We start from the raw sequence: 24,072 nt of genomic DNA, 5'->3' as shown, positions 1-24,072 counted from the left end.
TTTGGTGGCTTTTTTATTTTTTTGTGTTGGTAATCGGACTTATGATTTTAACATCTTGAAAAGTAATCGCTCCACGAACGATACTTGAAATTACTTCTTTAATAGCTTCTGTAATTTGAATTTTTAATTCACTTTTATGGTAGATAATACTTACCTCTCTTGCGGGTGATGGGGTGTTAAAATATTTCAAATTTTCTTTTTTGGTTTCACTTAAGCCTAAAGTATTTAGATAGGGCAAAAGCGTCATCCCCATACCTTCATTGACCAAATTAATTAAGGTTTCGAAACTTCCACTTTGTATCTGAAATTGTTCTCTATGAGCTACTTTAGAGGTATTACATAAATTTAACACTCCATCTCTAAAGCAATGTCCGTCTTGTAGCAGTAATACGTCATTGATATCCAAATCACTTACATCAATTTTTGAGGAATTCCCTAAACGATGATTTTTAGGAATGTACCCTACAAAAGGTTCATAATAAAGTGGGCGTTCTTTGATAAATTCAATTTCTAAAGGAGTTACGGCAATGGCAGCATCAATATGGCCATCTTGAATATTCCGAATTAAATCGTCTGTATTTTGCTCTTTGATAATTAGATTTACCTTGGGGTATTTTTTGATAAATGTATCTAAAAACATAGGCAATAACGTGGGCATAACCGTAGGGATAATTCCTAGAACAAATTCGCCACCGATAAACCCCTTTTCTTGATCGACAATATCTTTTATTCTATTGGCTTCATTGACAATATTTTTAGCTTGTGCAACAATTTTTTTACCAACTTCGGTAATAGCAATGGGCTTTTTGCTCCGATCAAAAATAAGAATGTCTAATTCATCCTCTAACTTCTGAACTTGCATACTTAAGGTGGGTTGTGTTACAAAACTTTTTTCGGCAGCTAAAGTAAAATTTTTATACTCAGCAACAGCAAGAACATATTGTAATTGGGTAATTGTCATTCGTGTTATTTTATACTGTAAAATTATAAAAACTCTCGCTAAAACAAGTTGTTTTTAAGGTATATATTATTTAAATAAAGGCCTGATAAAAATAAAATACAGGGAATATTTTGCTTAAAATTTAAACAAAAGGGTATTAGAGCCTATGTAGTGTATTTGGTATAAAGTAAAAAGTGCAAAAGACCCTTTATTTATGGTCTTTTGCACTTTGATACTCCTAATTGTTTAATTTGCAAGGTATTAAAATCGAATGATAAACGATAGATCTTCGTCTTTAACTTCAAATTTTGCATCTCCAAAACTTGGAGGTCCAAAAGACATTTCATTTCCTGACATGCCGTAGTTTTCTTTAGGCATTCCATTGGTTTCAAAATCCATTTGCTTGTTGTCATTGGCATCATGTAAAGCCATAATGGCGTATTCTCCTATGGCAACATTCTTGAAAGTAAAGCTAACTTTACCATCTATAATAGTACTTTCTAAATTTTGAATTCCTGGTCCTTTCATAAAGGTATCAGTTGTGTGCAATGAAAGTAATACTTTACCTTCATTACTCAGAACGTTATCAATGGTTACTGTAATGTTCTGTCCTTGTGCTTCTTGCGAAAAGCCAAAACTCGTTAAAAATAAAAATGCGGTGTAAATTGCTAAATTTTTCATGTGATTGTTTTTAAGTGTTGATTAATTACATCACAAAGTTGCAAATCTATTTAACAAAACTAAAACAGAAACTACTCAACTGTAGAAATGGGGTGCTGAAGTGTGGTTTTATATCAATACTATGGGCTATTTATCTTTTTTACCCCAACAAAGGTATGCACAACAGGCCTTTCTCTTGCTTTATCATCAGGGGCGTTACTCGTCTAATCTAAGAAAGTTCTATCAAAAGAAAAAGGATCGCTTTTACGAGCATCAACGGTTACTTGTACTGCTTTGTTGCCACCATCTATCTGAACCCTGGTGATGTTTTTTTCATCCCAAGGCTTATTTCTAAACCAAAAATGCCCGTCACCTTGCAAAAATAAAATTGGTTTTTCGAACGAAGCAGCTGCAGCTCTAAAAGGAATGGTGAAGGGTTCAAATTTTGCAGCACCAGCCTCTACCATATTGGCATGGGCCATGACGACAATGGCTTCAATATTATTTTTGTTGGCTTCGATTTGAGTATTTAAAAAATTGACATTATCAGTTAATCTTTCGGTCCACTCTGCCTGATCATGAACACTACTTCCTACGATGTTTAACCCAATAAAAAGTATTTTTTCTTGCACCCAACTAAAATTTTCAGTTCGTGCCACTTGGTAGGTTATGTTTTGATCGAAAGTCCAATTTTCATTAAATTTTAGAAAATAGCGTTTCCAGTAGCCTAAGGCTTCTATAGGGTCGGAACAGTCATTATATTCATTGTCTCCCAACAGCATAAACGTGGGTGTTGTAAAGGTTTTTAGAATACTACTAACATCGGCATAAACAGCTTCATTACAAGGATCAGCTCCCCTTTTAATGTCGCCAACATGGACTACAAATTGTGAACTAGTGATCGTATTATGGGTATTCACCATAGCTATAAGTCCATCTCTTTGGGTATCGCCGTAAGGTACATCTCCAATGACAGTAAAGCTAACTGGCTTTATCATTTCTGGATCTGGCTCTTTGGTCTTGTTCTCAGCATCCGAACAGGACAAAAAGAGAAAAATAATGCCTATTAAAATAAACGGCTTACTAAAAATTTTAAAGTGTATCATATCCTAATAGTTTGGGTTCGGTGCCTAGCGCTATTTTTGATGGTATTTTATACAATCAATTATTTACTGGTATTGTTTCATAGCTTGAGCAATAGCACAAGCAGATGCTGATTTTGTGTCTTCAAGTTCACTGATAATTTTTGGGTGATCTTCAGCTCTTGTTTGGGATAATTTATAGGTAGCTTGTATGCTATCTATCGAAATTTTAAAACCAACAACACCTTTAACTTGTTGTAAAGTTTCATGAGACATGTCATGTAGTGAAATAGGATTTTTTGAATTCCTCTCATATTTTTCGACTAATTTATGGAGTGATGCCATCACTTCTTCTTCACTAATAACCGTCAACTTTCCGTAAATATGTACGGCAATATAGTTCCAAGTAGGTACTTCTTCTTCTTTGTACCACGATGAGGAAATATACGAATGCGGGCCGTTAAAAATACATAGTACGTCACCTTCATCATCAAAATATGAAGCTTGGGGATTGGCTCTTGAAATATGCCCAACTAAAATATCCTTGCCGTTTTCGTCAGTATCTAATTCTATCGGAATATGCGTTGCCCATGGTTTATTGTTCACTTGGTTGATTAGAATACCAAAACTATTTTGAATCAAAAAATCTTTTATTTCAGCTAGTTTAGTTTGTTTGTAGTGTTGCGGGATATACATGATTACCATTAATTTGTCTTGTGCTAATTTAAGCAAAAAAACACCCTTTAAGGCAAAAGCTTTAAAGGGTGTTTAGAATTTGAAGTTTTTATTCCAAGAAATTATTCTATAGTAACATTAAATGTTGCACTAACATCGGTTTCACCACCAGCATCGGCTAAACCAGTATTTGGTTTTTTTGGTTCATGACGCAATGTAAACGTTAAGGTTCCAGTACTTGCAGCACCAGCTGTAAGTGTAAACATGGTGCCTAATGGGTTACCATCACTATCATTGTTTGCTGAAACAGCAGTCGCATCTAGTCCACCAATGGTAAAAAAGAATTGATGCTCATTGCTTTCTTCCTCAACTTCATCGGTAATATTTTCTGCTGGATTTAGGGTTTCATTTAATAAAACAAGCGTACCGTTATAAACTGCACCCGCCATTAAATTACCAGAAACTGTTACTACAGGATCATTAGGCCCTTCGCCATCTAAATCACGCGTTTGTAAGGTGATGGTCGTTCCACCTCCAACAGGTGTTAATGTAGCGGTTAAGGTAGTTATTACCTCTTCTTCATTTATAGCTATTGGATTTTCATCATCATCACAACTAGTTAAAAGTAATCCTGCAAATAAAAATGCTGCTAAAAATTGTATTTTTTTCATGTTTAATATTTTAAATAATTAATAATTGATTTTTATGTTAAGTAAAAAATTACGACCTAAATCATCTGCGTAATACCGCAGACGATTTAAGTAATTTCGATATCGTGTATTTGTTATATTGGTCATGGCAAACCCAAGAGTCAAGCTCGATTTTTCGTTCATTTTAAAATCCATACTCGAGTTGAAATTAAGTAGATGGTACGCATCGGGTGGCGTACTTACATCAATAAGCTCTGTAGTTTGTGTTTCCGGAATAAAAACTTCAAAATTATTATCTGGAAATTCATTTTGTCTAAAAACAAAATCGCTTTGTATGCTTAGTCTTACATTGTTTAGCTCTGAATTTTGATAAACAATTTCATTCTGTGTATTTGCTGAGGGCATATTTATTAAGGCCAAATTTCTAGTGAGATCGTAGCCTTTGACCAATGAAAATTGATGCTTGTAATGTATGTTTTTCGAAAATTGGTACAGTGCATCAATATCTACGCCTAGCAATCGCGCATTGGTTTGGCGGTATTCCCAAACTTGAAAATTACCACGAACCGTTTGTTGAATACCAGTGGGCTCAATCAACATAAAGTTATTTATAGTATTTACATACGGATTTACAGAAAAACTAAAAACCTCATGTTCACGCTGAAAATTTACCACAAATTTATGGGCAACTTCTGATACAAAACGCAAATCGCCCAACTCGATCCGAGAGGCAGAGTGATGCAAGCCTTCACTAAAAAGCTCAGACGGATTTGGAGCACGAGACGCCAACGAATAATTGAAGCTTAGTGTGTAGTCTTCATCCATAAAATAATTAGCACCCACTGTGGCTGAACTATTATTAAAACGCAACTCCGGATTAGTTAATACTTGGTTGCCTGAAGTTTCAATCACCAATTCTGGAAATAGTTGATCGTAATTACGTGATTCCCAAAACGAGGTTCTGTAAAATTTTAAAGCATCGATAAAGGTGTAATCGAATCGTGCACCAGCTTCGAGCAACCATTTGTCGTTTAAACGATGATCAACAATAGCATAAGCACCCAAATCATATTTATCATAATCAGGGATTAACCTTCTTACATCAGTTTCTGGATTCGCAAAATTATCTTGATATCTAGCCACTATCCCTGTTTTTAGGTCTGTAGTTTCAGATAATTTACTATCTAAATCAAGCATAAGTGTGTGCGTACTCAATGCCAAATCTAGAGAAGCTTCCCCGCTATTGTCACCCCGACGCACATCGAATTCTAAGCGATTATTTTGCTGAAAATCGTATTGCAAACTAAGTTTCCCTAATCCGTTAAACCTTTTAAATGCTTTTAAGCGCGCTAAATGATGGGTAACCTCCTGCCTTGGTTCATTAAGGTCGTAGGTAAAGTCATTAATAATCAAAGGTCTGTCGCTATTTATGGCTCTAAATTGGTCCTCCGCGCCTCCCAAGTGAGATGCTCTTAATATTCCTATATCATTTTTAAAAACTGAATATAAAGCTTCAAAACCATATTTAAACTGGTTAAAACCCACCCGAAAAGAAGCATTGGTCTCATAAATCCCCGTGTTGCTTAGCACGTAATCGGGAGTTTCAAAATCGCCAAAGCGTTTTAGGGTTGCTTGCGCAGTGCCATACCAACCGTTTTCATAACTTTTGGTGAGTTGTGAGCTTAGAGAACCACCACGACCGTTCGTAGCAACTGTCATTAATGTTTTTCCAAAAAGGCTATCTTTTACAGGCACTTTAGCGGCTTCTGCAACAATAACACCACCAATAGCGTCACCACTGTATTGCAAGGCCCCAGCCCCTTTAATGACAGAAATGCTTCCGATAGCATTAATATCTAGATTCGGTGCATGTTCTGAACCCCATTCTTGATCTTCCATTTGAACTCCGTTATTGATAACAATGACACGGCTACTATGTAATCCGTTTATCATGGGTTTTACAACGGTATTTCCGGTGTTTAAGGAGGATACTCCCGACAAACTATTTATGGCATCACCTAAGGAGCCACTACTATAGCGTTCTAAATCTTCTTGAGAAATATTTTTCTCAATAATGGTATTTAGCTTTTTAGTAATGGATAGGCCTTTAACAATAATTTCGTTTAATTCCTCTATATGGTGTTCTAAATAAATAGTTTTGCTAGTATCGCCATCTATTTTAATATTCAATACTTTGGTTAAACAATAGGGATGTGATATTTGAATATTATAGCTTAGATTGCACAAGTTGGGAATCGTGAAATTCCCTTCTAGATCGGTGATGACCATTTGCTCAGTTCCGGCTACAATTAAGGTAGCTCCAACGAGTATAGTACCGTCGTGAAGGTCGATAACTTTTCCTGAAAGGGTATTGTTGCAATTTTGTGAAATGGCGGTTGCACTGCAAATTAACAGAAGCAACAAAGTGTAAATACGCATATAATTTTTCTTGATTAAGAATACTTAGTTTTAAACTAAACAAGAAAATAAGGAGGTGCTCTTAATTGGGTATTGGTGGTATGAAAAGGAGTATATAATAAAGTTGTAAAGTGCTTTTTAGAAGCAGTAGGAATAGTGGAAACTAAAAAATCTGGATAGTCATAAATTTCATAGGTCAACGGAACAAAGTGAAAATCACAAATTTCACAATCAATAAGCGTTTCATGATAATGCGTATTTACCTCTTTGCAGGTCGTGTGTTTGTGGCCATCAAAAGCATGTGCAAATTGAATAGCATTTGGAAATAAGAATAGTACAAATAACAAAAGCGATACGGCTTTTTGCCGTACTTGCTTCTTGCTAGTGATGTGCTTGCCTTTCTCCATGGTACGGTAAAAATAGAAAATACCTTAAGATAAATAAAAACTTTAAGTTTTTTTTTGGTTTATTCGCCTCCCAATTTTGAGAAATTTTTTAAAAATTGATGACTTAACAGGTTTAGTAGTTCTTATAAATGTGTATAGATACCCTATTACTTTTTCAAAACGGAAATAATAAAAGGACGAATTAAAAATAATTCATGGCGCTTGAACTCTATGTAAAATATTGATTTATAAGTATATGATATTTTACAAACGACTACAAACGTTTGTAAACGTAAGTAACTATTTCCGAACCGTGTGCCATTGAAATGTCGTTTTATGTTTGCAGTGTCGAAACAATAGTGTTGCGATAGTATGAACTGTTATAACGTAAAATTAAAATTATGAACGCACTTAGAAATTCAGTACAGTTGATTGGAAACTTGGGTAACGACCCAGAAATTGTAAACTTGGAAGGTGGCGCAAAATTGGCCAAATTCTCTATCGCTACCAGTGATAGTTACAAAAACGCACAAGGTGAAAAAGTAGAAGACACCCAGTGGCATAATATTGTGGCCTGGGGAAAAACCGCCGAAATTGTAGAAAACTATTTAACCAAAGGAAAGCAAGTAGCCATCGAAGGTAAATTGGTACACCGCTCTTATGAAACCAAAGAAGGGGAGAAGCGCTACATCACCGAAATAAAATGCAACGAGCTCATGATGCTTGGGAAATAATATTTTTCATCAAAAGCAAAAACGGTTCAGGTATATACCTGAACCGTTTTTATGTTTGTTTGAAAGAATCCCTATTTCTATGTAGACTTTAAGGAAATATAAAAACCAAGTTTTTTATTTCTGAATATCGTTTTTCTAAGTAAAATCACTAATCCAAAGTTACAGTTCTTGCGCAGTCGCCACCTGGACATTCTCTACAAGGTAAATTACTACTTATAGGTCTACATCCAAAGTTATAGTTCTTGCACAGTCGCCACCTGGACATTCTCTACAAGATAAATTACTACTATTAGGAGTACATCCAAGACCGCTAATACAAACTTTCGACGTGCAAGAAACACCGGCGTCTACTAATGACAATGCAAGCTTATTTTCTTGTGTTGTTTCAACAACTTTTAGTAAAGTTGTAGTCTTCAATTCTGATGATGTTGAAACCAAAAAGTATTCGCCATCAATTATTTCAACTGCTGTTGACGTAAATTTAACCTCCTTGCTATAACTGGGATCGGCTACTTTAAATTGTACCATTAAATCTGCTGCAACAAGCTCGTTTATTCTAGCGATTTCATCTGCAGAAATTGTTGGTTCCACATCTTTTTGATCATCATTTGAACATGACAAAGCAAAACTTGCAATAAATAATACTAATAAAAAATTCGGGAAAAACATTTTAATTTTCATGGATTAAGATTTAGGGTTATTAAATTTAAATATCATTCAAAAACGGTCTTGTTGTTTCTTTATTGCAGTTGGTTTATTTTAAAAATTATGAACGCACATACAAATTCAGTACAGTTGATTGGAAACTTGGGTAACGACCCAGAAATTGTAAATCTTGATGGTGGAAGTAAACTTGCTAAATTTTCAATTGCAACAAGCGAAAGCTACAAAAACGCACAAGGTGAAAAAGTAGAAGGCACCCAATGGCACAATATTGTTGCTTGGGGAAAAACCGCCGAAATTGTAGAAAACTATTTAACCAAAGAAAAGCAAATAGCCATCGAAGGTAAATTGGTACACCGCTCTTATGAAACCAAAGAAGGGGAGAAGCGCTACATCACCGAAATAAAATGCAATAAGCTCATGATGCTTGGGAAATAAACTTGAATACATTGTAAAAAAGAAGCCTCGCTGTAAAGTGAGGCTTCTTTCGTTTTTTTAATCATATGGGGATAAGTAATCAGTAAACAGAGGCAGTTGGCAGTTAAAAAAAATAATTTTAAAACTTCTATTTCTTTTTTTGTTTCCCTATTAGGGCAAACTGAACACTATTTACTTTTCACCCTTAATTCCTAGGGTTCCGATTGCGATTTTTACTTCTCGGGTTTCGGTTATTTTGATTTTTAGGTCGGTTGTTTTGTTGTCTAGGCCTCCTATCTTCATCAGGTTCTCCTTTCTTAGAACCGTCATCTACATACGGATGGTCTGATATGACAGGAATGGTTTGTTTTATCAACTTTTGAATATCCTTTAAATAGGGTCGTTCTTCTCCATCACAAAACGATAAGGCAACACCACTAGCATCTGCCCGACCTGTTCGGCCAATTCGGTGTACGTAGGTTTCAGGTACATTTGGCAAATCGTAATTTACCACTAAAGACAACTCGTCTATATCAATGCCACGTGCTGCAATATCAGTAGCTACTAAAACCGTTAATTTTCCGTCTTTAAAATCGTTCAAAGCATTTTGTCGTGCCGTTTGCGATTTGTTGCCATGGATAGCGGCCGCATTTATTTCAGCCTTATCCAGCAACTTTACAATTTTATTGGCACCATGCTTTGTTCTTGAAAAAACCAACACCGCTTTGGTTTGTTTTTCTTCGATTAAATGCACTAACAATTTTACCTTGTCGCCTTTGGCTACAAAATAAATACCTTGCGTGACTTTTTCTGCCGTCGCTTGTTGCGGTTTAATGGTGACCTGTTCAAAATCGCCCAGAATTTTCTGTGAAAGTTCTACGATGGTTTTAGGCATGGTTGCCGAAAAGAAAAGCGATTGCCGTTTTGGAGGTAGTTTCGCAATAATTTTTTTTACATCGTGAATAAAGCCCATATCGAGCATTTGATCTGCCTCGTCGAGCACCACAAATTCTAAATCACGAAGTGAAATAAAGCCTTGATTCATCAAGTCTAAAAGTCTACCCGGCGTAGCCACCAAAATCTCCACGCCTTTTCGCAATTCATCGGTTTGTTTGCCTTGTTTTACACCACCAAAAATCACAGTATTTTTTATACCTGTAAACTTGCCATAAGCCGTGAAACTCTCACCAATTTGTATGGCCAATTCACGCGTTGGTGTAACCACCAAAGCTTTTATTTTTCGCTTTCCGAGTCCGCTATTGTTCTGATAAATATGATGTAATATGGGAATCCCAAAGGCTGCCGTTTTTCCTGTACCGGTTTGTGCAACACCCAATAGGTCTTTGCCTTTAAGTAAAATAGGAATTGCTTGTTCTTGAATGGGAGTTGGGTTTTCGTACCCTTGTAGTTCTAGCGCTTTTAAAATAGGAGCTGCAATTCCTAACTCTTTAAATGTCATGTAGTTTTATAAATATTTTGCAAAGGTAGTGAAATAGTTAAACAGTACGGTAGTCGGGTATGGGGCTAGTGAAATAGTTGGTTGATACTGTCGTTGAGGAATTAAAAAGCTAAGGAGTAAATAAATAAAACCTTAGCCATAAAAACACAGAAAAGAAGCCTATACTTCTTACATCCTGACACTACATAGATTTTTTGAGTACGAATAGTTAAGCGAGGCACTTAAGGTGAACAAACTTGGCTATTGTAAAGTAAGTATTCAAAATAAATTACTTGGCGATTCAGCTTAGTGTTTGTTTTTAAGCACTAAACCGTTTTCTCAGAATCAGCCACTAGCCGATTAATTTCGGATAACTCAGCATCGGTTAAATGGCGCCATTTACCCACTTCTACATCGAGATCAATATTCATAATTCGCACACGTTGTAATCGCTTTACCCGATATTCTAAATGCTCACACATTCTACGAATTTGGCGGTTTAGACCTTGAGTTAAAATAATACTGAAGGTGTATTTATCAATTTTAGTCACCTTACATGGTTTTGTAACTGTATCTAAAATAGGAACTCCGACACTCATTTTTCTTAGAAAATCTGAGGTAACAGGCTTGTTTACTGCAACAATATATTCTTTCTCGTGGTTGTTTCTAGCTCTTAATATTTTATTGACAATATCGCCATCATCGGTCATAAAAATTAAGCCTTCACTGGGTTTATCAAGTCGTCCTATGGGGAAAATACGTTTGGGATAGTTAATAAAGTCAATGATATTATCCTTTTCTACACCGGTATCAGTAGTACAAACAATTCCTACGGGTTTATTAAAAGCGAGGTAGGTGAATTTTTCTTTAGGCTTCCCAACCAATTCACCATTAACGCGAATTTCATCTGCAGGGGTAATTTTAGTCCCCATTTCAGGAACAGCACCATTTACCGTAACCCTGCCTTGCTCGATTAATTTATCGGCCGCTCTACGCGAGCAATAACCAACTTCGCTTAGGTATTTATTAATTCGGGTTGCTTGTTCGTCTTTCATCTATAGTTTACTCTATTGCAAAATTAAAATAATGTACCAATGTACCAATTGTTTCAGGTAACATTGTGTTTGATTTGATAATTTATTGATTTGAATAGGATTACTAATGTAAAATGTAACTAGGAGGTTCAGGTCATACTGAAAAAAAAGTTCAAGCTCAAACTTCGGCTGCGCTGATTGAAAAAGCGTAAGTTCAAAAATAGTCGTAAAAATTGAACTAATGAGTGTCGGTTAAGATCGATTATTTCTAGAATGAATTGAAGTTACTGCTAGTTCTAAGGTCATTTTTAACCATCTAATTTTTAATTTCATTAAACACAAGCCGCTTCTGCACAACGTTCTCCGTCCATAGCTGCCGAAACAATGCCACCTGCATAGCCGCCACCTTCGCCACATGGGAAGAGTCCTGAAATCTCTGGATGTTCTAAGTTTTCCTTTCTTGGGATATTGACAGGGGAAGAGGTTCTTGATTCTACGCCTATCACGTTTGCTTCAGCCGTATAGTATCCTTTCATTTTCTCGCCAAAAGCTGCAAATCCACCCCGTAATCTACTTCCTATAAATTTGGGTAAGAGAGAATGTAAGGGAACTGATTTTAAACCTGGTTGGTAGGAGCAGGGGTTAAGATCATTGGATAATTTGCCTTCTACAAAATCAGTTAAACGTTGGGCTGGTGCTGTTTGAGTTCTTCCCCCGGCGGTAAAAGCCAATCGTTCTAAATCTTTTTGAAAAGCTAAACCTTTTAAAACGCCATGCGCTTCGTATTTTTTTAAATCTTCATTGGCATTTATTTCTACTACAATGCCCGAATTAGCAAATAAGTTATTTCTTTTAGAGGGCGACATACCATTAACAACTACTTCTCCTGGAGAGGTCGCGGCAGGAACAATAAAGCCACCCGGGCACATGCAAAATGAATATACACCTCTATTTTTAACCTGTTCTACCAAGCTGTAAGAGGCTGCTGGTAAAAGCTCGTTACGCTCGCCTGAGCAATGGTATTGAATACTATCGATAATATGTTGTGGATGCTCTACACGAACACCCATGGCGAATGACTTAGCTTCTAAAGCAATTTCTTTTTTATGCAATAGATAATAGATATCTCTGGCGGAGTGTCCGGTAGCCAAAATTACTTTAGTAACGGGCATTTCTTGACCATTTTGCAGTTGTATGGCTTTGATGGCATTATTTTGAATCGTGAAATCTACCACTCGGGTATTAAAATGAATTTCGCCACCAAATTTCAAAATAGTTTCTCGAATATTCTCCACTATTTTTGGGAGCTTATTGGTGCCAATATGCGGATGCGCATCAATCAAAATCTGATCGGTAGCTCCGTGATGCACTAAGCTTTCGAAAATTCGACGTACATCGCCACGTTTAATACTTCGGGTGTATAATTTTCCATCGGAATAGGTACCCGCTCCACCTTCGCCATAGCAGTAATTAGAATCTTCGCCTACAATATGGTCTTGGTTAATAGCTTTTATATCTCTTCGTCTTTCTTGTACATTTTTACCACGTTCTAATACGATGGGTTTAAAACCTAATTCTAAGCAACGCAGCGCCGCCCACATTCCTGCAGGACCAAAACCAATAATATGAATTTCTTTCGCTTTAGAGACATCTTTGTAATCAAAAGAATAATCAGGCTTCTCAGAAGGTTTTTCTCTGAGATAAACTTCTAGCTTATAATTAAAATAGATACTCGGTTTACGCGCATCAATAGATTTACGCAATACTTTAACGGTAATATCTTTTTCAGCTACCCCTAAATATTTAGCAGCCTTGGTGCTAAGAATCCCTTCTTGCGATTCTTCTTTTAATGAAACTCGAAGCTGAAACGTTCTAATCATGCTGCAAAATTAGTTGAAATTTACCAAACAGCATATCAAACCACAACACAGTATTCATTTTTTATAACTTATGTACTGTATATTTTTTAGAGTGTGATACGTATAGAGAATTCCAAAAAAAAACCACGTTTTAAAACGTGGTTCCTTTTCATGTTTTGTTATTTAGATTTGGGCTGATCTCTATTGATTTCACTGATATCGATAGCTGTAGCTTCTACACCTAGAAAGTGTTTGCTAAAATGATCAGCACGTAGCCAAAATGAATACTCTGTCATGTTGCCAAAACCATGACGTTGACCTGGCATAAGCATAAAATCAAAGCGCTTGTTGGCTTTAATTAACTCATTGGCCATTCTAATAGTGCCTCCTGGGTGAACGTTATTATCTATATCACCAGTGATGAGCATTAAATTTCCCTTTAAGTTTTTGGCTAAAGATTGGTTGTCGTCTATCAGGTATTTGTATTTTACGTTACCGTCATCATCCATTTCTTCTTGAACACCATGGTGCGTTTCACTCCACCAGCTATTGTAAATATTGTTATCATGGTTACCAGCAGAAGATACCGCAGCTTTAAAGAAATCTGGATACACCAGCATGGCTGCTGTAGACATAAAACCTCCACCGGAGTGACCATAAATACCCACTTTTTCAATATCTATAAAGGGATGTTTATCGGCAAGTTGTTCTGCCACATGTCTTTTGTCTGCTAAACCATAATCTCTTAAATTACCATACCCATAATTATGATACCACTTAGAACGGTCAGGATGCCCACCGCGATTTCCCATAGTTACTACAATAAATCCAACTTGGGCCATACGATCTAAACGATCCATACCCAAGGAAAAGGACTTATTTACAGCTTCAGTTTGGGGTCCAGGATACACGTATTCTAATAAAGGATAAGATTTGGTTTCATCAAAATCGAATGGTTTGTACATGACACCATAAATATCTGTAATTCCATCATCGGCTTTCATTTTAAAAGTTTCAGGAAACTGATACCCTGTAGCCATCAATTGCGATAAATCAGCCTCTTCTAATACCATGATCAGGTTTCCAGAACTTGATCTTAATTCTGATTTAGGTACAGTATTTACTCTAGAATAGTTATTTACAAAAAAGGCATTAGCATCACCCATGTCGGTGCTCGTGTTATAATCTCCAGGATTTAATGCTTTTAATCCAGAACCATTTAAGTTAATACTATACATATGTTCGTAATAAGGATCTTGGTCATTGGGAATACCATGTGCTGTAAAGTATAATTTTCTATTTTTTTCATCTACGCCAACCGCGCTTTCTACATGATAGGATCCAGAAGTAATGGCGTTTTTTAAATTACCTTCAATGTCATATAAATAGTAGTGTGCCCATCCCGAACGTTCTGCCCAATGTAGCATTTCAGTTTCGTTATTAAATAGGACTAAAGGCCGTGCTTCAATATAGGTGTTAAAACGCTCTTCAATCAATACTTTGGTTTCCCCCGTGTTGATATCCGCAACACATATATCGAGCTTTTTGCGGTCTCTGCTTATGGTACTGTAATAAATTTTACCTTTTTTAGATAAAAGTAAGGACGGTCTGAAGTCATCATCCTCATTTGATTTTTTTGTAGGTTCACGGTATACTTGAATGCTCTGCTGTTTTACAGTGTCTAATTGTACCTGAATTTTACTTTTTGTAGGGATATCGAACACATGAAGCTCCGCTTTGTAAAACTCATCTTCACCTGGCATATGGTATTTATAAGTCTCAAGGGTTGGTCGCTTGCTAGAGGTCGTGTTAATAACCCAAAGATCATTAATGTGTCTAGAATCCGTTCTTTCAAATACAAATTTTTTGGAATCGTGAGACCAAAGGCCACGAACAGATTTTCGATTGTCTTTATTCTTTAGTTTCGTTTCATTGTTTTCACCACGAGTACTTCCGCCAAAATCATAATTTTCCTCTCCATCAGTGGTCCATTGGTTTTCCACGATAGTAGAATCCTTTTCGTTTTTTACGGCTTTTAGGAAATTTTCTTTATCCATCCAATACATATTGTAGTTCTTGGAGAATAATACGATAGAACTGTCTGGTGCAATATTGGCCCATTTTTTCCAGTCTTCATCACCTTTCTTTTTGTTGCTAATAAGGGTTAAAGTATTACTACCTAGAACATACTCAAAATGATAAACCTTATTGACCTGTTTAGCCTTTTTAGTTTTTTCTTTTTTCTTGTCGACCGTTTTTGTAGAATCTTTTTCTATACTATTTTCAGTTTTTGTGTCTTCGTCTTTTTTCTCTTCATCAACTTTTTCAGTAGATGTGACGTAAAAGCGTATCGCAGTTTCGTTTTTTACGAATTCAAAATCGAACTTAGGCAAATGTTTGGCATCATAGGGATCTTTAGTCATCTCGGTTAACCACTTAGCCATTTTTTCGTTATCAAAAAGTTCTCTTTTACTGCGATTGTCGGCATCCACTATATAGTATTTAGAGCCATCAGTGGTTTTGTATTGATACCAAAAGCGATTGCCATTTTTTAACCAATGAGGGTTGACTGAAGTTGAATGCACTAACTTTCCTAAATTGGTCGGTGAGTATTTAGCAGCAGCTCTATAATTTGGAGTTGGCGTTTGATTTTCCTTATCCTTGTTTTGTGCGTTGATGAAACTAAAGGATAAACTTAAAATGAGTAGGAGTGTAAATTTTTGCATGCGTTGTGTAAGGGTTTAATGAGTCTTTGGTTATTGTTGGCACTAAAGTACTTTGAATATTATAAAATTGGTAAATATTTAACATTAGACTAACGAAACCTATCAAAGGTTTAATCCAAAAAGCGATTTTAATAGAAGGAGTGTTTAAAAAGTTAAAAATACTAAGTTTTATTTAAGCTTTAATTCAAGGTATACCTACCAAGTTTGCCGGTGTATTCGATTGAGCCAATACCTTTACGGTATTATTCTGTTCTACTAAACATAAATACTTTGCAGCCTTTCACTAAAAAAAATTTAGGTTGATTCCTCTTTTAAGGAAACCTGAAGCCGAAACGTTCTAATCATATGCTAAAATGAATCGAACGGCTATACCATGAGATTTTAATTCATTTAGTTCACTGATTTTCACTTTCTAGTAGTGCATTAGCATCCTGCTCATAAAAGAATAAGAGATCTAGAATCAGGTTAAAAAACCTATTTCATGTTTCTTTTAGTGCAGTGGTCTTGAGTTTCTTACCTTTTCCACAGGGGCATAAGGTAGTTTGTGACAATTCAGCCTGTTAATACTACAATTCAGCACTCCTTAGTTTGCTTTAACTGCAAAAGCCTTCAAATTTGTGGTCATTCAAAATAAGAGCGTTATGTGCTTTAAAAATAAAGATCCAACAAGTCACTTTTTAATATCTTTAAAGAAAAATAGTAAGAAGTAGACAAGTTCGCTGAAAAAATTTAAAATGAAGAATTTAAGAAAAACCATCCTAATAGGCCTTATCGTTGGTTTGGTAATTGCATTTATTGATATTGGATTGAGTGTTCTTGGCGGTAGAACCCTGAGTTTAGACACTATTTTCTTTCAAAACCTAGGGCTTTATATGCTTTATGCCTGTGTACTTACGCTTATAAATGTTTCTTTTTTCGATCATTTGAATCATAAAGTGGTTTGGAAAAAGTACGGAAAGTATAGGTTGCTGATTGGCGCTTTAGGAAGTGTAGTTCTTACTATGGCCGGTGTTTTTTTAATCCGATTTTTTATGGAAGTAGTATTAGGTAATAAAGATTGGGTAGGTTTTATTAACTCTGAAAACCCCACTTTTTACGCGGTATCACTTTTGATTACAATGGTCGTCTCGGTTTTTTTTCACGCTATTTATTTTTATAGAGCTAGTCAGCAAAAAAAGGTAACCGAGCAAAAAATAATTGCAGGTACTGCTTCGGCCAAATTCGATGCTTTAAAAAATCAGTTAGATCCGCATTTTTTATTCAATAGTTTAAATGTATTGACAAGTTTAATTGAAGAGGACCCTAAACAGGCACAAAAGTTTACCACTTCCCTCTCAAAAGTATATCGCTATGTATTAGAACAAAAGAATAAAGATTTGGTTTCTGTTGATGAAGAACTGCAATTTGCAAAAACCTATGTGCGTCTATTGCAAATGCGGTTTGAGGACAGTATAGTTTTTGAAATCCCTGAACAAACCACGAATCTAGAAGCTAGAATAGTGCCTTTATCTTTGCAGTTATTGTTAGAAAATGCCGTAAAACACAATGTGGTTTCGCCGCATAAACCATTACATATTAAGGTTTTTGAAAAAAACGGCAGGCTGGTCATTAGTAATAATTTACAAGAAAAATCAGTCGTAAAAAAGAGCACAGGAGTGGGTTTAAAGAATATTCAAGAGCGGTATGGGATACTTTCAGATAAAAAAGTAAATATCATTAAATCAGCATCGGAATTCAGAGTAGAATTACCGATACTCACAAAACAAATTTCAAGTATGGAAACACAAAAAGTATATTTAGAAGATAAACGCTACGAGAAAGCAAAAGAAAAAGTTGAAAATATTAAAGGCTTTTATGGCAACTTATTGGCATATTGTATTGTCATACCTTTTCTAATCATCATCAACTACAATACCACAAGTTTTCCTTGGGCTATTTTTCCAGCCTTAGGATGGGGATTTGGACTGGCCGCTCACGGTATGGAAGCTTTTGGCTACAACCCCTTATTTGGAAAGAACTGGGAAGCTCGTAAAATGCGTGAATACATGGATGATGATTCGTTTTAGGGGAGTTATTCCAAGGGTTTTACAACTCAAACCAATAAATCAACAATTCAGTATATCGTATTTAGGTTTCAATGAAGATTACTAGATCTTTGATTGATTCAAATAAAATAAACAAATATAAAAATCATGTATAATATTCAACCAGAAGACAAATATTTCAAGGCAAAAGAACGCGTAGCAACCCTAAAAAAGTTTTACAGTTCATTATTGGGCAATTTATTTGTGATAGTACTTACAGGTGCTATAAATTATTACACGAATGAATGGCGTTATCCATGGTTTTTATGGGTTGTTTTTGGCGTATCTATAGGAACTATAATCAAGGCTATAAAAATTTTTGGATATGATTCGGTTTTCGGAAAAAATTGGGAAGAGCGAAAAATAAAAGAATATATGAAAGATGAGGAACAAAAAACAAGATGGGAGTAATAAAAACCCTAAAGTCAAATGTTTTATGATCTAATGTCAAGTAACTTAATGAAATCATACGATGAGAAATGAACATTTAAAATTAGAAAGGGCTAAAGCACGTATCGCCCAATTAAGGGGGTTTTATATTCATGCAGCGGTATATGTTATTATCAATACGTTACTGATACTGATAAAAATTATGAATAATATAGAAAATGGGGAATCGTTTGCACAAGCATTCTTCGATTTTTCAACCTTCATTACGCCATTTTTTTGGGGAATTGGGCTGTTGGTTCATGGTTTGAAAATAAGTAGGGTAAATCCTTTTTTTAGCAAAGAGTGGGAAGCACGCCAAATAAAAAAGTATGTGGATCAAGATAAAGTTGATATTGAAAAGTTTAAATAGAAAACCATGAAAAACAATCAAAATTCAAAATTCGAAAGAGCAAAATTAAAGGTAGCTAACCTAAAGGGATTTTATAACCATCTGGTAGTTTATATCATCATCAATCTTACCCTTATTATATTTAAAGAAAAGATTATTTTTACTTTGATAAGCAAAGAAGCCATTGGGAACCCAGATTTTTTACATTGGATAAACTGGAATGTTTTTGGTACACCAATTATTTGGGGGATAGGTTTATTGGTTCATGCGATAGTTGTTTTTGGCTCAAAACCCTCTTTTGTTAAAAAATGGGAACATAAGCAGCTAGAAAAGTATATGCGTGAGTAAGGATAATATAAAAATGTATTTAAGTTAAGAATACAACAAAGTTCAAGCGCAAGTTTAAGTTCAAAATTTGCTGAGTAAAAATAAGTGTACGTCTTGGGAAACTAGAATTACAAATCTTTTAAAATCGAATAAGTGGTACTTAAGGTTTACCAAAAAACTTTAAATCTAAAACTAGAAACCAACACCAAATATCAAAAACATGAAAACCATTATCATTGAAGATGAGAAACCTTCAGCCAGAAGATTAAGTAGATTGTTGAATGAAATAGGTGTTGAGGTTTCTGTGCTTTTACATTCGGTTGAAGAAGCTGTGAATTGGTTTCAAAATAACGAACACCCGGATTTAATTTTTTTAGATATCCAACTTTCAGACGGACTTTCATTTGAAATTTTTGATGTTGTTGAGGTTAAAAGTGCTATCATTTTTACCACTGCTTTTGACGAATATGCCCTACAAGCGTTTAAGCTAAATAGCATCGATTATTTGTTAAAACCCATTGACGAAGATGAGCTAAAATCTGCCGTTAAAAAATACCAATCTTTAGCGCCCAAAAAGCAAAAATTAGCTATTGATTTTGACGATATAAAAAGGCTATTAGTGAACCCTGTTGAGCGAGAATTTAAAAAGCGTTTTACCACCAAAATAGGGCAGCACCTAAAAATCATAAATGCCGACGAAGTAGAATGTTTTTACAGTGAAAACAAAGGAACCTATGCAGCGACTTCTGACGGTAGAAATTACCTTTTAGAAACCACCTTAGAAAACTTAGAAGATGATTTAGATCCCAAATTATTTTTTAGAGTGAGTCGTAAATTTTATGTGAACGTCAACTACATAAAAGATATGGTCTCCTACACCAATTCAAGGCTTCAGATTAAATTAATAAAGTTTAATGAGCAAGAAATCATCGTTAGTCGAGAGCGTGTAAAAGACTTTAAGTTGTGGTTAGAGTAAGTAGTTTTAAAACCCTGATTTAATACATTTTAAATAAGTAAAAAACCCACTATAAGTTTTCTTTATAGTGGGTTTTTTATATGGTTTTAAGTTTTTATTCAATACGATTGTCATCAAAAGATGAGGGGAGCAATTTAGGAATTAATTTTATAAAAATAGGTAATAATACAGCACCACCTGGCAATATAAAAATCGCTAAGGAAGGGATACTTTTGAAAATATCGAGCAATTGATTCTGTACTTTTTTCTTCTCTTCAGCACTTAAATCTTTGACTGTTGATTTAGATAAAAGTGCCACTAACTCTTTACTTTCTGAAAGCTCTTTTTGAAGCCTTTTGCTATTTCTTAAAATTAATTTATTTACGATTCTCGACATACTATCGTAAAACTGAACAGCTAAATTTTTGTCTTTTAAATGTGGAACTTGAGCTGAATTTTTTTCAAAAAAAACGGCAACGTCTTCTATGGCTTTTAATACTTTTTCTGGGGCTACTCCAAGGTCTTTTCCGACACCAAAAATGAACTTAGATTCCTTATAGTCTAAGGACTGATCTTCCCATACGGTTAAGCAAGCAACATCTAGAAAATAATTATTTTCATAGGGTACAAATTTGGTGGTTAACTTTTGTCTATACGTATCGTCAAAATTATTAATTGCACTATCTACAAAAGTCAAAGAAGAAGCAAATAGCTGTGCTAATTTTTCATCCTTTTTATTCTTTTTTTTTGAATTTAAGGCATGATAGGTCATGTTAATGGTAATGTATTCTAGCTCCTTTGCATGGGCTTTAATATCATTTTTTTCGTCTAAATAACTCTTAAATGTTAACACATCAATACATAGTAAGGAGTTGGTAATAATGCTATTGAAGGTTTTGCTAATGACATTGTCATCTAAATAAACACGAGATTCTATCAGTTTTTCAAGTTGAGATGATGTCTTCTTTCCGTTTAGTATTTTTTGAAGTAATGATATTTTACCAATTCCTAATTGTGTGTAGAATTCAAAAATAGCTTCTAGAAATTTTGAAAAATCAGTTGTTCCTGTTTTGTTTTTATAGGTAAAGTAAAGGCCTGTTAATAAATTAATCTTAGCCTTTTCATCTTCGGACAAGGGGTGTTCGGGATGAATAAATTCAGGTATCTTAATATTAATACCATAAATAAATCCTAACTCCTTTAAATGTGTATAGAGTTCATCAAAATTATCATACAGACTTTGATAATCTTTTACTAAATATCCAAACTTATCAATCCAACCGTTTGATGAAGGGTTCATTACTATTGCTGTTTAAAATGCGAAATTACTACAATTGCCAAAAGTAACTACTATTCTTTTTTAAAATTCAGAACCGCAGAGCCTGCTTTTTTGATCTTAACAAAATTTTAACACTTAAAAACAAACCTACTTTTAATTCCCTCGTAAGTGTTGTTGAATTTATAATCTAAAAACTTTCAATTATGAAAAAAACAAAAATTTATTTAGGACTTGCCATTTGTGCAGTTGCAACTATTGTTTTGGTAGCCGCCGATCATATCGACGCTCCATCATCTAGAGGAACTTCCGCAGATATTGCAGATTTTTATGCTTTTGAGCCAACAACAGGTTCAGATAACACTGTTTTTATTGTGGACTTACAGTCTAATGTATTACCAGATTTAGCGTATGGTACTTTTGATGAAGACGTTCTTACCGAAATTAACATTGATACCGACGGTGATTTAGTAGAAGATTTGGTGATCCAAGCGATTCCTAGAGATGGTGTTATGTACTTCTTTGGACCAGTTGCTCCTGCGCAAAAAGGTTTGGATAGTCAAGTATGGGTTGATGCTCCTTTAGGTAGTGTTGAAATTTCAGAGGCAAGTGCTAAAGTAACAACAACCGCAAGTGGTGTTAAGTTATTCGCGGGACCACGCCAAGACGCATTTTTCTTTGACTTCTTTCAGTTTAACGCGGTTATCGGAGGAACAGCGCCAAACGGCTTTAAAGCGGCTAATGAAGCTGTAGATACTTTTGACGGCGCCAATACCATGTCTGTTGTTATTGAATTACCTAATAGTTTATTAGGAGCAACTACAGCGACCAATGCTTTGGGATTAGAGGTTTACAAAACATGGGTAACATCAAACAGAAAACAATAATTAATTATTTAAAAACAAGAATTTATGAAACTTTCAAATGTACTATACGCCATGCTATACGTAGCAGCAATTTCTTTTGTCTCATGCGATAATGATGACAATGATACGATGCAAATGCCAGATCCTAAGGCCGATTTTTCAGGTACCTATTCACAGGTAGATCACATGGGTCGACCAGGAATCAATACAGTTTTAAGTGCTGATGATGCCACTAAAGATTTGCACAACAGAACCCTTCCAGCTAATATGGCGGCAACTTTTCAAGCTGGATTTGAAGCAAGATTAGAAGCTTATCATGATGTGTATGCCAATATTTTAGGAGCAGATCCTGCAGCGGTTAACTACGAGAATAACATTTTGGGCTTGGATGCTGCAAGTTTAACAGGCTATTTGGCTGCTGATGTTTTAGAAGTAGCTCCAAATTTACCAACAACATATTTTAATCCAGGAACTGATGCGGATATGGACGGAAGAATTTTAGTGCCAGATGGCGATGAAGTGGCATTAACAGGAAGAATGATTCAAGATGATGTAATCGATGTTTCTTTAATACTATTATTTGGTGGTATGGAAGGTAATCGTTTTAGCGGTCAAGATACCGACGGCGATGGAATGCCTAATTTACCCAGACTAACATCAGACGGCGTTGGTATCACAGCCAACCCCACAACTACCTTTCCTTACTTGGGCAACCCAGAATAAGGATGCTATGAAGGAGAATTGGGAGGATACAAGTTATCCTCCCATATTTTTAAAACAAACCCTAAAACAAAATAATTTCATTATGAAACAGATACTCTATATATCCCTATTTACTATATTGTTTTCTTGTCAATCTGAAACAAAAAATAAAATTACACATGCTGATGACTATCATCAGTACTTAAATTCAGCAGCTCCAGAAACTTCTTCAAAATATTTTGATTTGTGGAACTCAAAAATTCAACCCGATAGTATTCAACTCACCAGTTTTGGTATTGTTGCTGGGCAGTATGACAGCTATTTTAAGGCAACAGGTGACATCGAATATTTAAAAAAAGCGGAAAAGGCCTTAGAAAAAGCAGTAGAAATTGCCGCGGTGGGCAGAGCTGGGTATAGAAGAGCCCTAGCAAGAAATTATATTTCGCAGCATAGGTTTAAAGAGGCACTTGTACAGGCTGAAACGGCCCAAAAAATAGGAGGGGGACGCTTAGAAACCCAAAGTCTATTGTTTGATGTGCATATGGAATTGGGAAACTATCCTCTTGCAAAAAACTATTTAGACAGTATTACTGACTTAAATAATTTTGATTTTTTAATTCGCGCTGCAAAATGGAATGATTATAAAGGAGATTTATCCTCTACCATCAATTATATGGAGCAGGCTACCAAAAAAGCTGAAAACACGAAAAATGAAGCCTTAACGTTGTGGGCCTATACCAATTTAGCAGATTATTATGGCCATGACGGGAATATCAAAAAATCCTACGACTTATATTTAAAAGCGCTGCATTTAGATCCTCAAAACGCCTATGCAAAAAAGGGTATTGCTTGGATTGTTTTTTCTCACGAACAAAACCCAAAGGAAGCCTTGCGAATTTTAGAGGCGGTGACCAAAAACTACAAAGCACCTGATTACTACCTATTGAAAGCTGAAATAGCAGAGTTTATGGGTAATGAAAAAGAATCTTTTATGCATTTAGATACCTATTTTGCTTCGGTGAAAAATCCAAAATACGGAGATATGTACAATGCCTATAACATTGATTTATTTTTAAATAAAACAGAACAGCTTGACAAGGCTTTAGTACTCGCTGAACGTGAAGTTGCAAATAGACCAACACCAGAAGCCTATCACTTTTTAGCAGCCAGCTATTTAAAGTTGGGTGATAAAGAAAAGGCATTAGATATTGTTCAAAATTATATTGAAGGAAAAACTTTTGAACCTGCCATTTTATATACAGCAGCAGAAATTTATAAAGTAAATGGAAAAAATACTCAGGTAAAAGTTCTAAAGCAAGAATTATCAGAAGCTATTTATGAATTGGGTCCATTCATGAAACCCAAAATTGAAGCTTTATAACTTTTTAAGACAGTTGCATTT

The 24,072-nt window shown here is 35.2% G+C and carries 21 protein-coding genes and 1 pseudogene; 9 read left to right on the top strand and 13 right to left on the bottom strand.

Features of this window, described 5'->3' with window-relative positions; genetic code table 11:
• Nucleotides 1-13 precede the first annotated feature (13 nt).
• The 7 genes from GQ45_RS05380 to GQ45_RS05350 all read right to left on the bottom strand — a co-directional run bounded on the left by GQ45_RS05380 (nucleotide 14) and on the right by GQ45_RS05350 (nucleotide 6,832).
• Nucleotides 14-961: a LysR substrate-binding domain-containing protein gene (locus GQ45_RS05380; protein WP_047415780.1), complete on the bottom strand. Its 948-nt coding sequence runs from the start codon at nucleotides 959-961 to the stop codon at nucleotides 14-16.
• Between the two features lie 240 nt (nucleotides 962-1,201).
• A complete protein-coding gene (locus GQ45_RS05375) occupies nucleotides 1,202-1,621 on the bottom strand; it encodes a DUF2141 domain-containing protein (protein ID WP_047415776.1) in 420 nt (139 codons plus the stop codon).
• A gap of 203 nt (nucleotides 1,622-1,824) precedes the next feature.
• A complete protein-coding gene (locus GQ45_RS05370) occupies nucleotides 1,825-2,706 on the bottom strand; it encodes a metallophosphoesterase (protein ID WP_047415773.1) in 882 nt (293 codons plus the stop codon).
• Between the two features lie 63 nt (nucleotides 2,707-2,769).
• Nucleotides 2,770-3,378 carry an FMN-binding negative transcriptional regulator gene (locus GQ45_RS05365; RefSeq protein ID WP_047420070.1) on the bottom strand — a complete coding sequence of 203 codons (609 nt, stop codon included), beginning with the start codon at nucleotides 3,376-3,378 and terminating at the stop codon, nucleotides 2,770-2,772.
• Between the two features lie 101 nt (nucleotides 3,379-3,479).
• Nucleotides 3,480-4,028 (bottom strand): hypothetical protein, encoded by a 549-nt coding sequence (locus GQ45_RS05360; protein ID WP_047415770.1) that lies wholly within the window; start codon nucleotides 4,026-4,028, stop codon nucleotides 3,480-3,482.
• Between the two features lie 18 nt (nucleotides 4,029-4,046).
• On the bottom strand, nucleotides 4,047-6,446 hold the full coding sequence (locus tag GQ45_RS05355; protein WP_047415768.1) for a TonB-dependent receptor domain-containing protein: 2,400 nt from the start codon (nucleotides 6,444-6,446) through the stop codon (nucleotides 4,047-4,049).
• A gap of 35 nt (nucleotides 6,447-6,481) precedes the next feature.
• Entirely contained in the window at nucleotides 6,482-6,832 is a 351-nt protein-coding gene (locus GQ45_RS05350; protein WP_047415766.1) for a hypothetical protein, read from the bottom strand.
• Between the two features lie 380 nt (nucleotides 6,833-7,212).
• Between GQ45_RS05350 and GQ45_RS05345 the strand changes: the two genes are divergently transcribed.
• Nucleotides 7,213-7,545, top strand: a complete 333-nt coding sequence (locus GQ45_RS05345; protein WP_047415763.1) for a single-stranded DNA-binding protein — start codon at nucleotides 7,213-7,215, stop codon at nucleotides 7,543-7,545.
• Between the two features lie 213 nt (nucleotides 7,546-7,758).
• On the opposite strand, the gene GQ45_RS05340 is transcribed toward GQ45_RS05345, so the two are convergent.
• Nucleotides 7,759-8,226: a hypothetical protein gene (locus tag GQ45_RS05340; RefSeq protein ID WP_047415760.1), complete on the bottom strand. Its 468-nt coding sequence runs from the start codon at nucleotides 8,224-8,226 to the stop codon at nucleotides 7,759-7,761.
• Between the two features lie 87 nt (nucleotides 8,227-8,313).
• Here GQ45_RS05340 and GQ45_RS05335 point away from each other — a divergent pair, with 87 nt between their 5' ends.
• Nucleotides 8,314-8,646: a single-stranded DNA-binding protein gene (locus GQ45_RS05335; RefSeq protein WP_047415758.1), complete on the top strand. Its 333-nt coding sequence runs from the start codon at nucleotides 8,314-8,316 to the stop codon at nucleotides 8,644-8,646.
• Nucleotides 8,647-8,830: 184 nt separating this feature from the next.
• Here GQ45_RS05335 and GQ45_RS05330 read toward each other — a convergent pair whose 3' ends face one another.
• The 4 genes from GQ45_RS05330 to GQ45_RS05315 all read right to left on the bottom strand — a co-directional run bounded on the left by GQ45_RS05330 (nucleotide 8,831) and on the right by GQ45_RS05315 (nucleotide 15,682).
• Nucleotides 8,831-10,084, bottom strand: coding sequence for a DEAD/DEAH box helicase (locus GQ45_RS05330; RefSeq protein WP_047415756.1), 1,254 nt, complete (start codon nucleotides 10,082-10,084; stop codon nucleotides 8,831-8,833).
• A 305-nt stretch (nucleotides 10,085-10,389) separates the two neighbouring features.
• Nucleotides 10,390-11,118, bottom strand: a complete 729-nt coding sequence (rluF, locus tag GQ45_RS05325; protein ID WP_047415755.1) for a 23S rRNA pseudouridine(2604) synthase RluF — start codon at nucleotides 11,116-11,118, stop codon at nucleotides 10,390-10,392.
• A gap of 311 nt (nucleotides 11,119-11,429) precedes the next feature.
• Nucleotides 11,430-12,977, bottom strand: a complete 1,548-nt coding sequence (locus GQ45_RS05320; RefSeq protein WP_047415753.1) for an NAD(P)/FAD-dependent oxidoreductase — start codon at nucleotides 12,975-12,977, stop codon at nucleotides 11,430-11,432.
• A 158-nt stretch (nucleotides 12,978-13,135) separates the two neighbouring features.
• Nucleotides 13,136-15,682 (bottom strand): DPP IV N-terminal domain-containing protein, encoded by a 2,547-nt coding sequence (locus GQ45_RS05315; protein ID WP_047415750.1) that lies wholly within the window; start codon nucleotides 15,680-15,682, stop codon nucleotides 13,136-13,138.
• Between the two features lie 734 nt (nucleotides 15,683-16,416).
• On the opposite strand from GQ45_RS05315, the gene GQ45_RS05310 reads away from it, so the two are divergent.
• The 5 genes from GQ45_RS05310 to GQ45_RS05290 all read left to right on the top strand — a co-directional run bounded on the left by GQ45_RS05310 (nucleotide 16,417) and on the right by GQ45_RS05290 (nucleotide 19,847).
• Nucleotides 16,417-17,748 (top strand): 2TM domain-containing protein, encoded by a 1,332-nt coding sequence (locus GQ45_RS05310; protein WP_047415747.1) that lies wholly within the window; start codon nucleotides 16,417-16,419, stop codon nucleotides 17,746-17,748.
• Nucleotides 17,749-17,874: 126 nt separating this feature from the next.
• A complete protein-coding gene (locus GQ45_RS05305) occupies nucleotides 17,875-18,177 on the top strand; it encodes a 2TM domain-containing protein (RefSeq protein WP_047415744.1) in 303 nt (100 codons plus the stop codon).
• A 61-nt stretch (nucleotides 18,178-18,238) separates the two neighbouring features.
• On the top strand, nucleotides 18,239-18,565 hold the full coding sequence (locus tag GQ45_RS05300; protein ID WP_047415741.1) for a 2TM domain-containing protein: 327 nt from the start codon (nucleotides 18,239-18,241) through the stop codon (nucleotides 18,563-18,565).
• Between the two features lie 6 nt (nucleotides 18,566-18,571).
• Entirely contained in the window at nucleotides 18,572-18,892 is a 321-nt protein-coding gene (locus GQ45_RS05295; RefSeq protein ID WP_047415738.1) for a 2TM domain-containing protein, read from the top strand.
• Between the two features lie 199 nt (nucleotides 18,893-19,091).
• Complete coding sequence (locus tag GQ45_RS05290) at nucleotides 19,092-19,847, top strand: LytTR family DNA-binding domain-containing protein (RefSeq protein WP_047415735.1); 756 nt, start codon at nucleotides 19,092-19,094, stop codon at nucleotides 19,845-19,847.
• Nucleotides 19,848-19,941: 94 nt separating this feature from the next.
• On the opposite strand, the gene GQ45_RS05285 is transcribed toward GQ45_RS05290, so the two are convergent.
• On the bottom strand, nucleotides 19,942-21,126 hold the full coding sequence (locus GQ45_RS05285) for an LETM1-related biofilm-associated protein (RefSeq protein WP_047415732.1): 1,185 nt from the start codon (nucleotides 21,124-21,126) through the stop codon (nucleotides 19,942-19,944).
• A gap of 182 nt (nucleotides 21,127-21,308) precedes the next feature.
• Between GQ45_RS05285 and GQ45_RS18215 the strand changes: the two are divergent.
• Together GQ45_RS18215 and GQ45_RS05270 are read left to right on the top strand one after the other, a co-directional pair.
• Nucleotides 21,309-22,691, top strand: a pseudogene (locus GQ45_RS18215) (DUF4331 family protein).
• Between the two features lie 82 nt (nucleotides 22,692-22,773).
• Nucleotides 22,774-24,051, top strand: coding sequence for a CDC27 family protein (locus GQ45_RS05270; RefSeq protein ID WP_047420068.1), 1,278 nt, complete (start codon nucleotides 22,774-22,776; stop codon nucleotides 24,049-24,051).
• Nucleotides 24,052-24,072: the final 21 nt, after the last annotated feature.

Source organism: Cellulophaga sp. Hel_I_12 (genome assembly GCF_000799565.1).
In the GTDB taxonomy this organism is placed as follows: domain Bacteria; phylum Bacteroidota; class Bacteroidia; order Flavobacteriales; family Flavobacteriaceae; genus Cellulophaga.
Note: the sequence above shows the minus strand (reverse complement) of the source record. Positions and strands in the feature narration are given on the sequence as shown.